We start from the raw sequence: 14921 nt of genomic DNA, 5'->3' as shown, positions 1-14921 counted from the left end.
CCTGCGCGGCAATGCCTCAGACGTACTGCATCTTGCGCGACATGCCGCCATCGACGATGAAGTCCTGTCCGGTCACAAAGCCGGACAGCTGCGGCGACAGCAGATAGACCGCCAGCTGCGCGATGTCTTCCGGCGTACCGACCCGTCCGGCCGGATGCTGGGCATGGTCGCGCCGCGACAGCTTGGGTGTGCGCCGGCGCGCCGGTGCGCGCCAGGCGTCGGTGCTGATCCAGCCCGGGCTGATGCTGTTGACGCGCACCTGCGGGCCTTCGCTCAGCGCCAGGGCGTGGGTGAAGGCCACCAGCCCGCCCTTGGCGGCGGCATAGGCTTCGCTATGCGGCTCGGATTGCCAGGCGCGGGTGGAGGCGATGTTGACGATCGCACCGCCGCCCTGGGCCTGCGCCAATGCGGGCAAGGCCTGCCTGCTGCACAGGAAGGCGCCATGCAGGCTGGCCAGCCTGCGATTCCACTCGTCCCAGTCCAGTTGCGGCAATGGCGGCACATGCGGATCGGCCACGCCGGCGTTGTTGACCAGGCCATCGAGTCGCCCGAAGCGGGTGAGCGCGGTGGCGATCAGGCGCGCCGCCTGCGCCGGGCGCGCGGCATCGCACCGCGCGAAGGCACTACGTCGCGGCAATGCCCACTCCTGCAGGCAGGCCTTGCCGGCATCGGCATCCAGGTCGCCGATCACCACGCTGCCACCGGCGCCCAGCACCGCCTGCGCGATGCCACGGCCGATGCCCTGGGCGCCGCCGGTGATCACCACCACGCGGTCCTGCAATGGGGAGGGATTCCATGCGGAGACGGCGGGGGTCAGGGGCATCGGGCGCACCAGGGCAGTGAGGTCGCGCGCACTGTAGCGCGGGCGCCGTGGTGGCCGTAGCAACGCGATCGCCGCGCGCGACGTATGTATGCCGGTGCTTTGTCGCACCGTTATCGCGTCATGCCGCGCCGCTGTGCGCCGGCATCGCTACGCGTTTCAGGCACGCGCTGCCGCATGCGATGCGGCGGTCAGTGCTGCGATGCGCTCAACAACCGTTCCCAGCCGTCCTGGCCCAGGCGTTCCAGCGTCTGGATGTTGCGTTCGACGATCACGTCCGGGTCCGGAAACGCGGCCACCGCACGCTCCACGCTGTCTTCGCGCAGCAGGTGCAGGGTGGGGTAGGGCGAGCGGTTGGTGAAGTTGGCCACGTCATCCACCGCCGCGCCTGCGAACTGATAGTCCGGATGGAAGCTGGCCACCTGCAACACGCCGCCCAGGTCCAGCGCTTCCACCGCCGCATCGGCGTTGTCGAGGAAGTCGTTGTAGTCCAGGAAATCGCTGAGCACGTCCGGATGCACGATCAAGGTGGTGTCGATCTGCTCGGCCGGCGTGTCGCGCAGCAACACCAGTTCCTCGGCCAGTTGCTCGAGCAGCGCTTCGGGCGTGCTGGCATCGCTGAGCACCAGCCGCACCTGCTCCTTGACGTAGACCGCCTTGGCGAACGGGCACAGATTCAGGCCGATCACCGCGCGCTCGATCCACTGGCGGGTGGCGGTCAACGGGTCGAGCGTGGCAGGCGTGGTCGTCATCGTGGCGGCGGCGTGATGGTGGGCCAGTGTATGCGATCGCTGCCGGCGCGGCCGCCTGTGCCGGTGCAGCGGAGCACAAAGCCGGCGTGACCTGAAGCGGTTGGCGGACTGCAGGAAAAACTCCAGCAGTGGCTGCCCTGACGCGGCCTAGGTGTCATCCGCGTGCGTATTTGCACCGACATGCGCACGCAAAAACGCAATCGATGCCTGTGCAACCGCATCGGCGCGCGGGGTCTTGTGCGGCGAGCCGATCGCATGCGCGCCGGTGTCGAAGGCCATCGCGCAGGTGTGCTCCGGCGCGGTGCCGAGCGCAGCGAACATCGCCAGCATCGCCGGCACCGAGGCGGTTGGATCCTCCTCGCCGTTGGCAGCGCGGTAATAGCCCAGAAATACCGGGCATTGCACGCGTGGCCACGGTGGATCGGCGGCAACCGTCTCGAACAGGCTGCGCAGCGCGCGGAACCCATCCGGGTGGATGGTGCTGGACCAGAACGCCAGCGACGCGGCGGTGCGCGGGCGTGGGTCGGTCACTGGCGTTTGCGCGGCGCAGACCTGATCCAGCAGCGCCGGGTCGGCCGGCCGGATGCCCGGTGACCAGGCGATCACCGCAGCCACCGCGTCGGGGCGCTGCGCCGCAAGCCACAAGCCCAGCGTGGCGCCCATGGACGAGCCGACGATCGCCACGCGCGCGCCCATGTGCTGCGCCTGCGCCAGCGCATCCAGGGCCGAGGCCTGCAACGCCGTCGGCGTCAGCCCCTGCATCGCATCGGCGGAACTGCGGCCATGCCCGGGCCAACGGTGCACGTACAGGTTGGCAGCCAGCGCATCGGCGATCTGCTCGGGCAGTTCGCCGGCTTCTCCCGGGCTGGCGGTGAACCCATGCAGGTACAGCAGCGCCAGCGGCGTGCGCGTCTGCGCGGCGGTATGCCAGTGCCGGCGTGCCGCGTTGCCCGGTTTCAGGTCAGCCGGTTGCATGGGTGGCATGCGCGGCGAGCAGGGCCAGCAATTGGTGCGCGTTGATCGGTTTGGACAGATAGCCGGCCACGCCGGCAGCGGTGGCCTCGCGCATCGAATCGGTGCGGGTGTCGGCGCTCAGCACGATGATCGGCGGCAGCGCGGCGATCGCCGCGCGCGCCTCCCCCAGCGCGTCCCAGCCCGAGGTGCCGGGCATGTGCAGGTCGAGGAACACCAGGTCCGGCGCCGCCTCGCGGATGCGCTGCACCGCGTTGCTGCCATCGCTGTAAAAACTCACCCGATGCCCGGCGCGGGTGAGCAGATTGCCGATCACCAGCCGATTGGTGTCCATGTCCTCGAACACCAGGCAGTGCAGCGGCGGCACCGTCTCGGCATGCCGTTGCAGGGCCTCGCGCAGCGCCGGCGGGCGGCAGCCTTGCGCGGCGGCGGCGGCCAGTGCGAAGCTCCAGCGAAACACGCTGCCGCCGCCGGGGTTGTCGCGCACGCTCAGGCTGCCGCCCATCGCCTCGGACACCGACAGCGCAATGAACAGGCCCAGCCCGACCCCGCCCTCGGCACGGCTGAAACCGGTGCTGAGCTGGGTGAAGGGCGCGAAGATAGAGGCCTTGTGGGCGTCGGGGATGCCGATGCCGGTATCGGTCACGGTCACCGCGATCGCCCAGCGCTGCTGCACCTGCGTGGCGGCGATCAGCACGTCGACCGATCCACCGGCCGGGGTGAACTTGATCGCATTGATGACCAGGTTGGTGATGACCTGTTCGATACGCCCCTCGTCGCCGATGAGGTCAGGCGTCTGCGCCGCATCGCTGCGCAGCGTCAGCGCCACGCCCTTGGTCGAGGCTGCACTCGCGCACACCGCTTTGACCGTGGCCAGCACGTCGAACAGGCTCAGCGGCTTGCTGTGCAGCTGCAGCCGGCCACCGTCGATGCTGGCCACGTCGATCACTTCGTTCACGCGCTGCCGCAGCGCGATCGCATTGACCGTCATCGCCTGCATCAATTCGCGTTGTTGCGCCGACAAGGTGTCGCTGTCGATCAGCTGCGCGCAGTTGATGACCGCGTTCAACGGCGTGCGCAGTTCGTGGTTCATGGTGCTGATGAAGCGGCTCTGCGCATCGCGCGAGGCCAGCGCCTGCAGGGCGATCTCCTGCATCGCGCTGACGATGCGCGCCACCAGCAGCGGCAGCACCACGCTCAGCGCCACCGCATACACGAAGTAGGCCGGCCGCGACAGCCAGTAGCCGGCCGGCGCGGTCAGCAGCATCAGCACGAAGGTACTGAGCAGCACCGGCAGCGTCGCCTTCTGCCCATAGCGCGCCACCGCGGCGATGGTGATGAAGGGCAGGAAGGCGTTCAGCGACATCAGCAGGATGAAGGCCAGATAGGTCTGGATGCCGATGAACAGCAGGTTCATCGCGAACCCGATCGCATCCAGCCACTCGCCCGGCGGGATGATCCTGCGTCGCACCAGCACCATCCAGACCACCGCCACCACCCACAGCGTCGCCGCGGTGGGGAAGACCGCCTGCGCATCCCTGACCAGCACCGGCTGCGGCCCGTACAGCCAGCCGAAGCACCACAGCGCCACGATGGTCTGCACGATCACCCGGCCGACGCAGGCGCGATATTCCAGGAACGATTCGAACAGCCGCACCAGCCTGTCGTTGCGCAGCTGCCGGGCGGCCAGAATCAGGCCGGGCGCCGCGCGGTTGGATCCACTACGCATGGGGGCCGGTGTCGTCGTTGGGGAGGGTGCGCCGGTAATTCTCGACCAACAGGCCGGCCGCGGTCGCAATCGCGGTGTAGCGCTGCGCAAGCGCGGACCCGGGCTCGCCGCCGTCGACATCGCAGCGTAACTGGTCGCAGGCGTTCATCAGTGGGGCAGAGCCGGTCAGCGAGAGCGTGTTCTTGAGCGCATGGATCTGCTCCAGTGCCTGCGCCTGGGTGGTGCCGGCCTGGCCGAGCGTGCAGCCGGCGATGGCGCGCTGCACTTCTGCCGCAAACGCATCAGCAAACGCGGCAGCCGCCAGCGGGTCCAGCCCGGCCAGCGTGTGCAGCGTCGAGCCGGCCTCGATGCGTGGCTGTGCGTGCGTCATGGCGCAGGCCGTCCCGGTAGCGGGCGGCGCCTGCGGCACTGTGGCCGGGCGCGCGCGTTGCAACAGGCTGGAGAGCAGGCCACGCATGCCTGCATCAGATCCGTAACGCGCCGGCGCGCGCGTGGCCGATGCCCGGGTAACGGGCGGCAGGCATGCCGCGCTGCGCGGCGTGCCTGCATAGCGCGGCACGACAAGGCGCCGTGTCAGCCACCACGCGTGCTCAGTCGCGGAAGTTGTCGAACTGCAGCGGCAGCTCGAAGTCGGCCTTCTTCAGCAGCGCCATCGCGTCCTGCAGATCGTCGCGCTTCTTGCCGCTCACGCGCAGCTTGTCGCCATTGATCTGCGCCTCGACCTTGAGCTTGGCTTCCTTCAGCTTGGCCACCAGCTGCTTGGCCTGCTTCTGCTCGATGCCCTGCTTGACGGTGACCGTCTGGCGCGCACCGGCCAGGTTGGTTTCCATGTCGCCGAACTCCAGGCAACGCACGTCGATGCCGCGCGCCAGCAGGCGCGCGCGCAGGATGTCGGTCATCTGCTTGACCTGGAAATCGCTGGGCGCGGACTGGTTGATCGCCTTGCCGTCTTCCAGTTCGAACCTGGCCTCGACCCCCTTGAAATCGAAGCGCGTATCCAGCTCGCGGTTGGCCTGGTCCACCGCATTGGTCAGTTCGTGCTTGTCGACTTCGGACACCACGTCGAAGGAAGGCATGCAAAGCTCCTGCTGTCTGTAAACAGCCGCCATTCTAGGGCATCGCGTCGTCGCCCCTGTCGACACGCGCTTGCCAGTCTGCGCGCAGGCGCAGCGATAATGGTGCATGCCCACCATCCGCTCTCCGCTCCCCGCCATCGCCTGGATGGTGGCCGCCGTGGCCTGCTTCTCGCTGATGGATGCGGGAATGAAGCTGCTCTCGGCGCATTACCCGCCGCTGCAGGTCACTTTGCTGCGTGGCGCCGCCTCGCTGCCGTTCGTGCTGGTGTGGGTGCTGGCCACCGCCGGCCCGCGCTCGGTCATGCCGGTGCGCTGGGGCCTGCACCTGCTGCGCGGGGTGCTGGGCATGGTGATGATCGGCTGCTTCGTCTACGGCCTGAAGCGCATGCCGCTGTCGACCGCCTACACGCTGTATTTCGTCGCGCCGCTGCTGGTGGCGGCGCTGTCGGTGCCATTGCTGGGCGAGCGGGTCGGGCCACGCCGCTGGACCGCGATCGGCATCGGCCTGGTCGGGGTGATCGTGGTATTGCGCCCGGGCGTGGACGGGCTGATCTCGCTGCCCGGGCTGATGGTGCTGCTGGCGGCCACCGCCTATGCCATCGCCGCCATCAGCGTGAGCCTGCTGACCCGCACCGACACCCCGCAGGCGATGGTGGTGTGGTTCCTGCTGTTCATGGCGGTCGGCGCCGGCCTGCTGGCCATTCCCGACTGGGTGCCGTTGCGGGGCGAGCACGCCTGGCTGATCGCCGGCATGGGCCTGGCCGGCGCACTGGGGCAGATCGCGCTGACCCAGGCCTTCCTGCGCGGCGAGGCCTCGATGATCGCGCCGCTGGAATACACCGGCCTGGTCTGGGTGATCGGCTGGGACTGGCTGCTGTGGCAGACCCTGCCCGACAGCTGGACCTGGACCGGCGCCGGCATCATCGTCGCCAGCGGGCTGTATCTGTTGCGCCGGGAGCGGATACGCCAGGCTGACCGTCCGCCGCCGCTGGATAGGCCGTGATTGGGGATTCGGGATTCGGGATTCGCCAGAGCAACGGCAAGGCGCTTTGGCTGTTACGAATCCCGAATCTCCAATCACCAATCCCGTCCTATGCGAATCCCGACTCCCGACTCCCAGCCGTTAGAACTCATTGGAATATCGTCCGCAAACATTGACTGGTAGGCTTCACGGCCCCCCAATCGGCCACGCGCGGTGATCCAGTTTCAGCGCCTGCACAAGTCTTATTCCGTTGACGGTCGCCAGATCGTGGCGCTGCATCCACTCGATCTGCGGATCGGCCCCGGCGAGGTGTTCGGCATCATCGGCCATTCCGGTGCCGGCAAGTCGACCCTGATCCGGCTGATCAACCGGCTGGAAGAACCCAGCGGCGGGCGGCTGCTGATCGGCGACGAGGACGTCACCGCGCTGGACAGCCAGGGCCTGCGCGCGCTGCGCCGGCGTGTGGGGATGATCTTCCAGCACTTCAACCTGCTGTCCTCGCGCACCGTGGCCGGCAATGTGGCGTTTCCGCTGGAACTGGCCGGCACGCCGCGCGCCGAGGTCGATGCGCGCGTGGCCGCGCTGCTGGCACGGGTCGGGCTGGAGCAGCATGCCAGCAAGTACCCGGCGCAGTTGTCCGGCGGGCAGAAGCAGCGCGTGGGCATCGCGCGCGCGCTGGCCACCCGGCCACAGATCCTGCTGTGCGACGAGGCCACCAGCGCGCTGGACCCGCAGACCACCGCCTCGGTGCTGCAGCTGCTGGCGCAGATCAACCGCGAGCTGGGCCTGACCATCGTGCTGATCACCCACGAGATGGACGTGATCCGCCGGGTCTGCGACCGCGTCGCGGTGCTGGATGCCGGCAAGCTGGTGGAAACCGGCCCGGTGACCGAGGTGTTCCTGCACCCGCAGCACGCCACCACCCGGCGCTTCGTGTCCGAAGCCGAGCATGTGGACGAAGCCGAGCTGCATCGCGACTTCGCTGCGGTAGGCGGGCGCATCGTGCGGCTGACCTTCCTGGGCAACGGCACCTACGAACCGGTGCTGGGCCGCATCGCCCGCGAGACCGGGGTGGACTACAACATCCTGTCCGGGCGCGTGGACCGCATCAAGGACACCCCGTATGGCCAGCTCATCGTCGCGCTGACCGGCGGCGACCATAACGCGGCACGCGCCGGCTTCGTCGCCGCCGGCGTGCACGTGGAGGATCTGCGCGTATGACTCTGATCGCCACGACAAGCGGATTTTTCCGCAATCTCGATGCCGCCAAGTGGGGCGATATCGGCCAGGCCACGCTCGATACCTTGCTGATGCTGGCCGGCGCGCTGCCGTTGACGCTGCTGATCGGCCTGCCGCTGGGCGTTGCGCTGTTCCTGTGCGGTGCCCCGCAGCTGCGCCGCCGCCCGGTGCTGTACGGCGTGCTCGCGGCACTGATCAACCTGCTGCGCTCGGTGCCCTTCATCATCCTGATGATCGCGATGATTCCGCTCACGCTGATGCTGATGGGCACCTCGCTGGGCGTGCGCGGCGCGATCCTGCCGCTGGTGGTCGGCGCCGCACCGTTCTACGCACGGCTGGTGGAAACCGCCTTGCGCGAAGTGGACCGCGGGATCATCGAAGCCAGCCAGGCGATGGGCGCCACCACCCGCCAGCTGGTGGTGCGCGTGCTGCTGCCCGAAGCGCGCCCGGGCCTGATCGCCGGCGCCACCGTGACCACCATCGCGCTGATCGGTTTCACCGCGATGGGCGGTGCGATCGGCTCCGGCGGGCTGGGCGATGTCGCGTACCGCGAGGGCTATCTGCGCTCGCATTCGGATGTCGCGCTGATCACCGTGATCGCCCTGCTGGTGCTGGTGCAGCTGCTGCAGATGCTGGGCGACCGGCTGGTGGCGCGCTACAGCCGGCGCTGAGCTCGACCGCGATCGCGCGTTGCCGGCGCGCGCAGGGCCACGCACGAAACACGGACCTGCCGATCGCCGCTGCACCCGAGGTCTGCTAGGTTTAGCGCTTGCGGCAGTGCCGCATTCCTCCTCCCACGGACCCCCACATGAGCACATTCGCGTTTCGTTCCCTCCTGGCTGCGGCCACGCTGGCCCTGGCTTCCTGTGGCGGTAGCGGTGGCAGCAGCAGCGGCGGCGACACGCTGACGGTGGCCGCCACCGCGGTGCCGCATGCCGAGATCCTGGAGGTGGTCGAACCGCTGCTGGCCAAGCAGGGCGTCAAGCTGGACGTGCGGGTGTTCAACGACTACGTGCAGCCCAACGACCAGGTCGTGCAGAAGCAGATCGACGTCAACTACTTCCAGACCGAGCCGTACCTGGACGCCTACAACCGCGACCGCAAGAGCCAGCTGGTGACCGTGGTCGGCGTGCATATCGAGCCGTTCGGCGCCTACTCGCGCCGATTCAAGGCATTGGCCGAACTGCCCAACGGCGCCGACGTGGTGATTCCCAACGACCCGAGCAACAACAGCCGGGCGCTGATCCTGCTCGACAAGGCGGGCGTGATCAAACTCAAGGACCCGGGCAATGCCCTGTCCAGCCAGCGCGACATCGTCGAGAACCCCAAGCAGCTGAAGTTCCGCGAGCTCGACTCGGCGATGCTGCCGCGCGTGCTCGACCAGGTCGATCTGGCGCTGATCAACACCAACTACGCGCTCGACGCCGGCCTCAATCCGACCCGCGACGCGCTGGCGATCGAGAGCAGGGACTCGCCGTACGTGAACTTCCTGGTCTCGCGCCCGGACAACAAGGACGACCCGCGCGTGCAGAAGCTGGCCAAGGCCTTGACCAGCCCGGAAGTGAAGGCGTTTATCGAGCAGAAGTACAAGGGCGCGGTGTTGCCGGCGTTCTGAGAGCGGCGATCAAACCGACTGCGCTCACCGCCAGGCGGGTGCGGCCGGCGCCCGGCATCGGCAGGCACCCCGCGGACACGCCGGTTGCTGCGGGCCGTGCACCTTCACCTGGCGTCCGCGCGTTACGGGTTGCCAACCACTCTTCATCGCCACCGAGCATGTGATGCCACTTCTCCTCGCCATACCGCTGGCCGTGATCATCGCCCTGGCGGTGTTCGCGGTGCTGTTGCCGTTGTCGCTGCTGCAGCGCTTTCGCGTCGGCACCGCGCGGCGGCAGGCACGCGGCTGGCTGTTGATGATCAACCTGGTCTCGGCCGGGCTTTCCACCGTGTTGTTCGTGATCTTCGTGTTGATCGCCGCCGCGTTCTGGCCCGGCGCGATCAGCCATGCCGCCTTCGGCTGGGCCTGCGGGCTGGCGCTGGGGGGGCTGGCACTGCGTCTGACCCGCTTCGAGCGCACCCAGCAGGGGTTGTTCTACCGGCCCAATCTGTGGCTGGTGCTGGCCTTGACCGCGCTGGTGGTGCTACGCGTGATCGCCGGCATGGTGCAGGGCTGGCGCAGCACCTGGCAGGGTGCTGCCTGGCCCACGGAAGGGTGGCTCAGTCACGCCAGCCTGTTGGGCGCGGCCGGCGTATTGCTCGGCTATGCGCTCGCCTATGCCACCTTGCTGTGGTGGCGCTGGCGCAGCGCGCGCCTGCGCGGCAGCGTCTACTGGCGGTGAACGGGCGGCCCCACGATTTCAAAAAAAAAAACGGGCCTTGCGGCCCGTTTTTATCGACTGAAACGTCGCTTTCCCGCGTGCTTAGAAGCGCGCGCCGACGCCGAAGCCGACGGTCCACGGATCCAGTTCCAGCTCGCTGCCGGTGCCCTGGCCGCCCACGCGCAGTTCCGGACGCGAACGCATGTAGCGGGCGTCGGCACGTGCGAACCAGGTGGAGTTGATGTTCATGTCCACGCCGACGGTGCCGATGACACCCTTGGCGGTGTCCAGGCCCACGTGCTGGCCGGTGGCCGACGCCGCGTCGATCTTCTCGTTGCTGAAGTTCGACTCGTAGTAGCCCACGCCCACGAACGGACGGAACACGTTATCGGCCTGGCCGAAGTGGTACTGGCCGCTGATGGCGATCGGCTGCTGCTCGACGGTACCGATCTTGCCCACGCCATCGGCGTTGACACGGTGGTTGAACTTGTCGGCGGCGCCCCACAACTCGACGGCCCAGTTGTCGTTGATGTAGTAGCTGGCGCTCAGCGTCGGTGCCGGGCCGCCATCGACGTCCAGGCCGGGAGCCGGATCGTTCTTCGGCTTGATCAGGGCAACACCGCCGACCACTGCCCAATGCTTTCCGGACCCGCTATCGGTGCTGGTGGAAGCCGAGGAGGTGTCGCCGGTGTAGGTGGTGTCTTGTGCAAATGCCGACGGCGCGAACGCAAGTGCGGATACGGCAGCCAGGCTCAGGATGGAAATGGCACGCATTGGGGGTCTCCTCAGTGTTCTTGTTAGGCCCGTGGAGTGGGCCGCGCCAAAGCTATTCCTGAAAATCTGAATCCACGCCCACCCGTGGCCCGCTAAAATTTCGTTTGTTCAGCAAGTTTCCGGAGAAGGCCGTGGCTGCGACAGGCAAGCTGGAAAAGACATTCACGCAGATGCGATCGCCGTGACGAAAACCGACCTGTTGCAGGGCCTTCCAGCGCACATTCCCAACGATTGCCGTGTGCTGGTGCTCGGCTCGATGCCGGGCAACGCCTCGTTGCATGCGGCGATGTACTACGCCCATCCGCGCAACCGTTTCTGGCCGCTGATGCAGGAGCTGCTGGGGATCGAGGCCGGGTTGGCGTATCCGGCGCGCCTGCAGGCATTGGCCGGCCGCGGAGTCGGCCTGTGGGACGTGATCGGCCAATGCGAGCGGCGCGGCAGCCTGGACACCGCCATCGTCGCCAGCAGCATCGTGGTCAATCCGCTGGCGGCGCGGCTGGCGACGCTGCCGCAGCTGCGCGCGGTCGCCTGCAACGGTGCGGCCGCCGCGCAGGCATGGCGCCGGCATGTGCAGCCGCTGCTGCCGGTCGCGCTGCACACGGTGCCGGTATGGGCCTTGCCGTCCACCAGCCCGGCCAATGCGGCATGGTCGCTGCCACGGCTGTGCGCGGCCTGGCAGCCGCTGCGCGATGCGCTGGACTAGCAATGTCGGATCGCCGCGCAATCGGCGCATGAGCGAAGGCATCAGCGAGATCGAAGGCATCAGCGAGCGAATGGCGGCGTGCGGGCCATGTGCCAGCGTCGTGGCGGATTTGGCCGACACCCGCCACCACCGCAGCGCCGGCCTGGTTGCTCAGCGCGCAGCCGCAGGCCGGAAGTCATGCCAGCGTCCGGCACGGGCAAGTGCCACTCCCGTGCAGGCATGCTGCAGCCAACGCATCAACGGAAGCGACCAGATGGCGATCAAGCAGGCACTACCGATGGCAGCGGGCCTGCTGCTGGGCCTGCTGGTCGCCTTACCGGCCGCCAGCGCCGACGATCTGCACTGCAACGTCAGCAGCGACTACGACCTCACGCTCAACCCGCGCAGCCTGATCCTGATCCGCACATCGGGTACGCCGCAGCGGCTGGTGATGGGCCAGGGCGCGTTGTTCGTCGACGACCGCTGGGTCGCGGTGAGCGCGGACGATCGCGCGCGGTTGATCCAGTTCGAGCGGCAGACCCGCGACGTGGTGCCGCTGGCGCAGGAGGTCGGGCGCGAAGCGGCCGACATCGCCGTCACCGCGCTGGGCGAGGTGGCGGCAGGCTTCAGCCGCAGCCCCGAGGCCACGCGCGTGCAGCTGGCGGCCGTGCGCGAAAAGATCGACACCCGCCTGAAGCAGAGCTTCGGCAAGAGCCAGCTCACCTCGATCGATATCGATGACGACATCGGCGCGATGGTGGCCGAGCTGTTGCCGCAGCTGATCGGCGATGTCGTCGCCGGTGCGGTGCAGTCGGCATTGACCGGAAACGATCTGCAGCTGCGGTCGCTGGACGGGGTGGAAACGCGCATCGAGCGCCTGATCGAGCCGCAGGCGCGTGCGTTGCGGCCACGCGCGCAGCAACTGTGCGCGCGGGTCGAAGCGCTCGACGGCTTGGACAATGCGCTGGCGTATCGTTTGCCCTCGGGCGAGCCACTGCAACTGTTGCGGGTCGATCGACACGCGTCGAAATGATCCGGCGCATGCGCCCGCGAACGCTGCATCCTGCCAGGTGCGCGACTTTTTCCACGGCAATGGTTGGCGCTGCGGCCCGCAGCCGGCCACAATAGGGGTTTCCCCATTCTGTTGCCGGAGTTCCCCGTATGGCCGAAATCAAGGAAGCACTTGTCCCCGATATCGGTGACTACAGCGATGTCCCGGTGATCGAGGTGCTGGTGTCGGTCGGCGATACGGTCAGCAAGGACCAGAGCCTGGTCACGCTGGAATCGGACAAGGCCACGATGGAAGTGCCCTCGTCGGTGGCCGGCGTGGTCAAGGAGATCAAGGTCAAGGTCGGCGATTCGCTGTCGCAGGGCGCGCTGGTCGCGCTGATCGAAGTGGCCGACGCCGGCGCCGAAACCGCTGCCGCACCCGCTCCGGCCGCCGCTCCGGCCAAGGCTGCGCCCGCTGCCGCGCCGGCGCCTGCCGCCAAGGCCGAGCCGGCTGCGCCTGCCGCGTCCTCGGACGGCGGCCTGGTCGAGGCCCGCGTGCCCGATATCGGCGATTACACCGATATCCCGGTGATCGAGGTGCTGGTCGCGGTCGGCGATACCGTCGCCAAGGACCAGAGCCTGGTCACGCTGGAATCGGACAAGGCCACGATGGAAGTGCCGTCCTCGGCCGCCGGTGTGGTCAAGGAACTCAAGGTCAAGGTCGGCGACACGCTTTCGCAGGGCAATGTGGTGGCGATCATCGCGGCCAGCGATGGCGGCGCCGGTGCGGCGCAGTCTCCGGCCAAGCCCAGCACCGACACCGCCGAAACCGCCGGCAAGGTCGAGCCGGTCGCCGTGTCTGCGGTGCCGGACAAGCTGGCCCAGCGCGAGATCGCGCAGGTGCAGGGCGCCCGCTCCAGCGAGGCCGCGCAGCCTGCGCAGGGCGGTCAGCCGTCGGCCGGGCAGCCGTCCAGCCCGCCGGTGACCTTCGATGCCGACAGCGTGCTGCCGTCCAAGGTAGCCTACGCCAGCCCGGTGGTGCGTGTGTTCGCACGCGAGCTGGGCGTGGATCTGAACCAGCTCAAGGGCAGCGAGAAGGGCGGCCGCATCACCCGCGAGGACGTGCAGCGCTTCGTCAAGGCCGCACTCAGCGGCGGCGCGCCTGCCGCAGCCGGGGCCGCACCGGCCGGTGGCGGCAACGGCCTGAACCTGCTGGCCTGGCCGAAGGTGGACTTCAGCAAGTTCGGCGAGACCGAGACCCAGCCGCTGTCGCGCATCAAGAAGATTTCCGGTGCCAACCTGGCACGCAACTGGGCGATGATTCCGCACGTCACCCAGTTCGAATCGGCCGACATCACCGATCTGGAAGCCCTGCGCGTGGCCCTCAACAAGGAAAACGAGAAGGTCGGCATCAAGCTGACCATGCTTGCCTTCCTGGTCAAGGCCAGCGCCGCGGCGTTGAAGAAGTTCCCCGAGTTCAACGCCTCGCTGGATGCGGCCGGTGAAAACCTCACCCTGAAGAAATACTTCCACATTGGATTTGCTGCCGATACGCCGAACGGCCTGGTGGTACCGGTGATCCGCGACGTCGACAAGAAGGGCGTGCTGCAGATCGCGCAGGAAAGCGGCGAGCTGGCCAAGAAGGCGCGCGACGGCAAGCTGGGCCCGGCCGACATGAGCGGCGGTTGCTTCTCGATCAGTTCGCTCGGCGGCATCGGTGGCACGGCGTTCACGCCGATCATCAATGCGCCGGAAGTGGCGATCCTGGGCGTGTCCAAGTCGGCGATGCAGCCGGTCTGGAACGGCAAGGACTTCTCGCCCAAGCTGATGCTGCCGCTGTCGTTGAGCTACGACCACCGCGTCATCGACGGCGCGCTGGCCGCACGCTTCACCACCTACCTCAGCCAGGTGCTGGCCGACATGCGTCGCGTCCTGCTGTGAGGGCTGCGCTGCTGACCATTGCCGTGCTCGGCGTGCTGCCGTGGACAGCGGCGGTCGCCCGCGAATGCGACAGCACGCTGGGGCGCGGCTGGCCGCCGGCCGTGGGCAACTACGGTACTGCTGTCGCCACGCTGCTGGATGGCGGCAGCAAGCCGGCCTTGTCGCTGTTGACGCTGCCCACGCGTGGCGTGGAGAGCGCGGTGTCGCTGGTGCCGGGCAAGGACGGCGCCGACTGGACGCTGCGGCATAGCCGCGCCGATGAGCGCGTCTACAGCTGGGTCAGCCAGACCGACCGCGGCAGTGTGCAGTTCCGCACCGAACAGACCCCGGAAACGGCGGAGGTCCCGATTCCGGCGGCGCTGGCGAAGCGCTTGGTCAGCAACTGGACCACTACGCTGACCCGGCTCGCACCGAACGGACGCACTGCGCCGGTGAGCGAGGGCGAAGTGCTGTCGTTCCAGGTCGATGGCGTGCGCTACAGCGGCACGCGCCCGAGCTGCGGCGCCGGCGAGTTGCTGTTGCAACAGGCCGCGCTGCTGATCGAAGCCAGCGAAGGCAGGGAAAAGAAGCGCGACAAGCGCTGGACCCAAATCGAATCGTCGCTGGATGAACTCCAGCAGACGCTTGCCGGCACGGCCGGTTGAGCCAC

At 68.2% G+C, this 14921-nt stretch carries 16 protein-coding genes; 9 read left to right on the top strand and 7 right to left on the bottom strand.

Translation table 11 applies throughout. From position 1 onward, the window contains the following. Window positions 1-16 precede the first annotated feature (16 nt). The 6 genes from XarbCFBP7408_RS05600 to XarbCFBP7408_RS05575 form a co-directional block, all read right to left on the bottom strand. Entirely contained in the window at window positions 17-823 is an 807-nt protein-coding gene (locus XarbCFBP7408_RS05600) for an SDR family oxidoreductase (protein WP_104562106.1), read from the bottom strand. A 188-nt stretch (window positions 824-1011) separates the two neighbouring features. Further along, the gene (locus XarbCFBP7408_RS05595) at window positions 1012-1572 is read right to left on the bottom strand and encodes a DUF1415 domain-containing protein (RefSeq protein ID WP_104562105.1); all 561 of its coding nucleotides are present in this window, start codon (window positions 1570-1572) and stop codon (window positions 1012-1014) included. Between the two features lie 147 nt (window positions 1573-1719). Further along, window positions 1720-2547 (bottom strand): alpha/beta hydrolase, encoded by an 828-nt coding sequence (locus tag XarbCFBP7408_RS05590; protein WP_104562104.1) that lies wholly within the window; start codon window positions 2545-2547, stop codon window positions 1720-1722. Next, the gene (locus XarbCFBP7408_RS05585) at window positions 2534-4273 is read right to left on the bottom strand and encodes an ATP-binding response regulator (protein WP_104562103.1); all 1740 of its coding nucleotides are present in this window, start codon (window positions 4271-4273) and stop codon (window positions 2534-2536) included. The genes XarbCFBP7408_RS05590 and XarbCFBP7408_RS05585 overlap by 14 nt, the downstream gene beginning before the upstream one ends. After that, complete coding sequence (locus tag XarbCFBP7408_RS05580; RefSeq protein WP_104562102.1) at window positions 4266-4730, bottom strand: hypothetical protein; 465 nt, start codon at window positions 4728-4730, stop codon at window positions 4266-4268. Before XarbCFBP7408_RS05580 ends, XarbCFBP7408_RS05585 begins: the two co-directional genes overlap by 8 nt. Before the next feature lie 133 nt (window positions 4731-4863). Next, window positions 4864-5349, bottom strand: a complete 486-nt coding sequence (locus XarbCFBP7408_RS05575; RefSeq protein WP_104562101.1) for a YajQ family cyclic di-GMP-binding protein — start codon at window positions 5347-5349, stop codon at window positions 4864-4866. Between the two features lie 106 nt (window positions 5350-5455). Here XarbCFBP7408_RS05575 and XarbCFBP7408_RS05570 point away from each other — a divergent pair, with 106 nt between their 5' ends. From XarbCFBP7408_RS05570 to XarbCFBP7408_RS05550, 5 genes are all read left to right on the top strand, one after another. Then, the gene (locus XarbCFBP7408_RS05570; protein ID WP_104562100.1) at window positions 5456-6352 is read left to right on the top strand and encodes a DMT family transporter; all 897 of its coding nucleotides are present in this window, start codon (window positions 5456-5458) and stop codon (window positions 6350-6352) included. A 192-nt stretch (window positions 6353-6544) separates the two neighbouring features. After that, complete coding sequence (locus XarbCFBP7408_RS05565; protein ID WP_104562098.1) at window positions 6545-7552, top strand: methionine ABC transporter ATP-binding protein; 1008 nt, start codon at window positions 6545-6547, stop codon at window positions 7550-7552. Beyond that, window positions 7549-8241: a methionine ABC transporter permease gene (locus tag XarbCFBP7408_RS05560; protein WP_104562096.1), complete on the top strand. Its 693-nt coding sequence runs from the start codon at window positions 7549-7551 to the stop codon at window positions 8239-8241. Before XarbCFBP7408_RS05565 ends, XarbCFBP7408_RS05560 begins: the two co-directional genes overlap by 4 nt. A 137-nt stretch (window positions 8242-8378) precedes the next feature. Beyond that, on the top strand, window positions 8379-9185 hold the full coding sequence (locus tag XarbCFBP7408_RS05555; protein WP_104562094.1) for a MetQ/NlpA family ABC transporter substrate-binding protein: 807 nt from the start codon (window positions 8379-8381) through the stop codon (window positions 9183-9185). Window positions 9186-9348: 163 nt separating this feature from the next. After that, window positions 9349-9906, top strand: a complete 558-nt coding sequence (locus XarbCFBP7408_RS05550) for a DUF1453 domain-containing protein (RefSeq protein WP_104562091.1) — start codon at window positions 9349-9351, stop codon at window positions 9904-9906. 81 nt (window positions 9907-9987) lie between these two features. On the opposite strand, the gene XarbCFBP7408_RS05545 is transcribed toward XarbCFBP7408_RS05550, so the two are convergent. Further along, the gene (locus tag XarbCFBP7408_RS05545; protein WP_104562089.1) at window positions 9988-10659 is read right to left on the bottom strand and encodes an OmpW/AlkL family protein; all 672 of its coding nucleotides are present in this window, start codon (window positions 10657-10659) and stop codon (window positions 9988-9990) included. Window positions 10660-10834: 175 nt separating this feature from the next. Between XarbCFBP7408_RS05545 and XarbCFBP7408_RS05540 the strand changes: the two genes are divergently transcribed. From XarbCFBP7408_RS05540 to XarbCFBP7408_RS05525, 4 genes are all read left to right on the top strand, one after another. Next, window positions 10835-11362: a DNA-deoxyinosine glycosylase gene (locus XarbCFBP7408_RS05540; protein ID WP_429001372.1), complete on the top strand. Its 528-nt coding sequence runs from the start codon at window positions 10835-10837 to the stop codon at window positions 11360-11362. A gap of 253 nt (window positions 11363-11615) precedes the next feature. Next, on the top strand, window positions 11616-12374 hold the full coding sequence (locus XarbCFBP7408_RS05535; RefSeq protein ID WP_104562135.1) for a DUF2884 family protein: 759 nt from the start codon (window positions 11616-11618) through the stop codon (window positions 12372-12374). 128 nt (window positions 12375-12502) lie between these two features. Then, on the top strand, window positions 12503-14272 hold the full coding sequence (locus tag XarbCFBP7408_RS05530; protein ID WP_104562085.1) for a dihydrolipoyllysine-residue acetyltransferase: 1770 nt from the start codon (window positions 12503-12505) through the stop codon (window positions 14270-14272). Continuing rightward, the gene (locus XarbCFBP7408_RS05525) at window positions 14269-14916 is read left to right on the top strand and encodes a hypothetical protein (protein ID WP_104562083.1); all 648 of its coding nucleotides are present in this window, start codon (window positions 14269-14271) and stop codon (window positions 14914-14916) included. The genes XarbCFBP7408_RS05530 and XarbCFBP7408_RS05525 overlap by 4 nt, the downstream gene beginning before the upstream one ends. The last annotated feature ends 5 nt before the right edge of the window (window positions 14917-14921 follow it).

It is taken from the genome of Xanthomonas arboricola pv. guizotiae (assembly GCF_002940205.1).
GTDB classification, from domain to species: Bacteria; Pseudomonadota; Gammaproteobacteria; order Xanthomonadales; family Xanthomonadaceae; genus Xanthomonas; species Xanthomonas arboricola_C.
This window is presented reverse-complemented; position numbering and strand designations above follow the sequence as displayed.

What these genes read in the sequence shown, in the direction of transcription:
- XarbCFBP7408_RS05575 (WP_104562101.1), bottom strand. Translation starts at nt 5,349, where the DNA reads ATGCCTTCCTTCGACGTGGTGTCCGAAGTCGACAAGCACGAACTGACC.
- XarbCFBP7408_RS05530 (WP_104562085.1), top strand. Translation starts at nt 12,503, where the DNA reads ATGGCCGAAATCAAGGAAGCACTTGTCCCCGATATCGGTGACTACAGC.
- XarbCFBP7408_RS05570 (WP_104562100.1), top strand. Translation starts at nt 5,456, where the DNA reads ATGCCCACCATCCGCTCTCCGCTCCCCGCCATCGCCTGGATGGTGGCC.
- XarbCFBP7408_RS05585 (WP_104562103.1), bottom strand. Translation starts at nt 4,273, where the DNA reads ATGCGTAGTGGATCCAACCGCGCGGCGCCCGGCCTGATTCTGGCCGCC.
- XarbCFBP7408_RS05560 (WP_104562096.1), top strand. Translation starts at nt 7,549, where the DNA reads ATGACTCTGATCGCCACGACAAGCGGATTTTTCCGCAATCTCGATGCC.
- XarbCFBP7408_RS05595 (WP_104562105.1), bottom strand. Translation starts at nt 1,572, where the DNA reads ATGACGACCACGCCTGCCACGCTCGACCCGTTGACCGCCACCCGCCAG.
- XarbCFBP7408_RS05550 (WP_104562091.1), top strand. Translation starts at nt 9,349, where the DNA reads ATGCCACTTCTCCTCGCCATACCGCTGGCCGTGATCATCGCCCTGGCG.
- XarbCFBP7408_RS05535 (WP_104562135.1), top strand. Translation starts at nt 11,616, where the DNA reads ATGGCGATCAAGCAGGCACTACCGATGGCAGCGGGCCTGCTGCTGGGC.
- XarbCFBP7408_RS05590 (WP_104562104.1), bottom strand. Translation starts at nt 2,547, where the DNA reads ATGCAACCGGCTGACCTGAAACCGGGCAACGCGGCACGCCGGCACTGG.
- XarbCFBP7408_RS05555 (WP_104562094.1), top strand. Translation starts at nt 8,379, where the DNA reads ATGAGCACATTCGCGTTTCGTTCCCTCCTGGCTGCGGCCACGCTGGCC.
- XarbCFBP7408_RS05600 (WP_104562106.1), bottom strand. Translation starts at nt 823, where the DNA reads ATGCCCCTGACCCCCGCCGTCTCCGCATGGAATCCCTCCCCATTGCAG.
- XarbCFBP7408_RS05545 (WP_104562089.1), bottom strand. Translation starts at nt 10,659, where the DNA reads ATGCGTGCCATTTCCATCCTGAGCCTGGCTGCCGTATCCGCACTTGCG.
- XarbCFBP7408_RS05580 (WP_104562102.1), bottom strand. Translation starts at nt 4,730, where the DNA reads ATGCGTGGCCTGCTCTCCAGCCTGTTGCAACGCGCGCGCCCGGCCACA.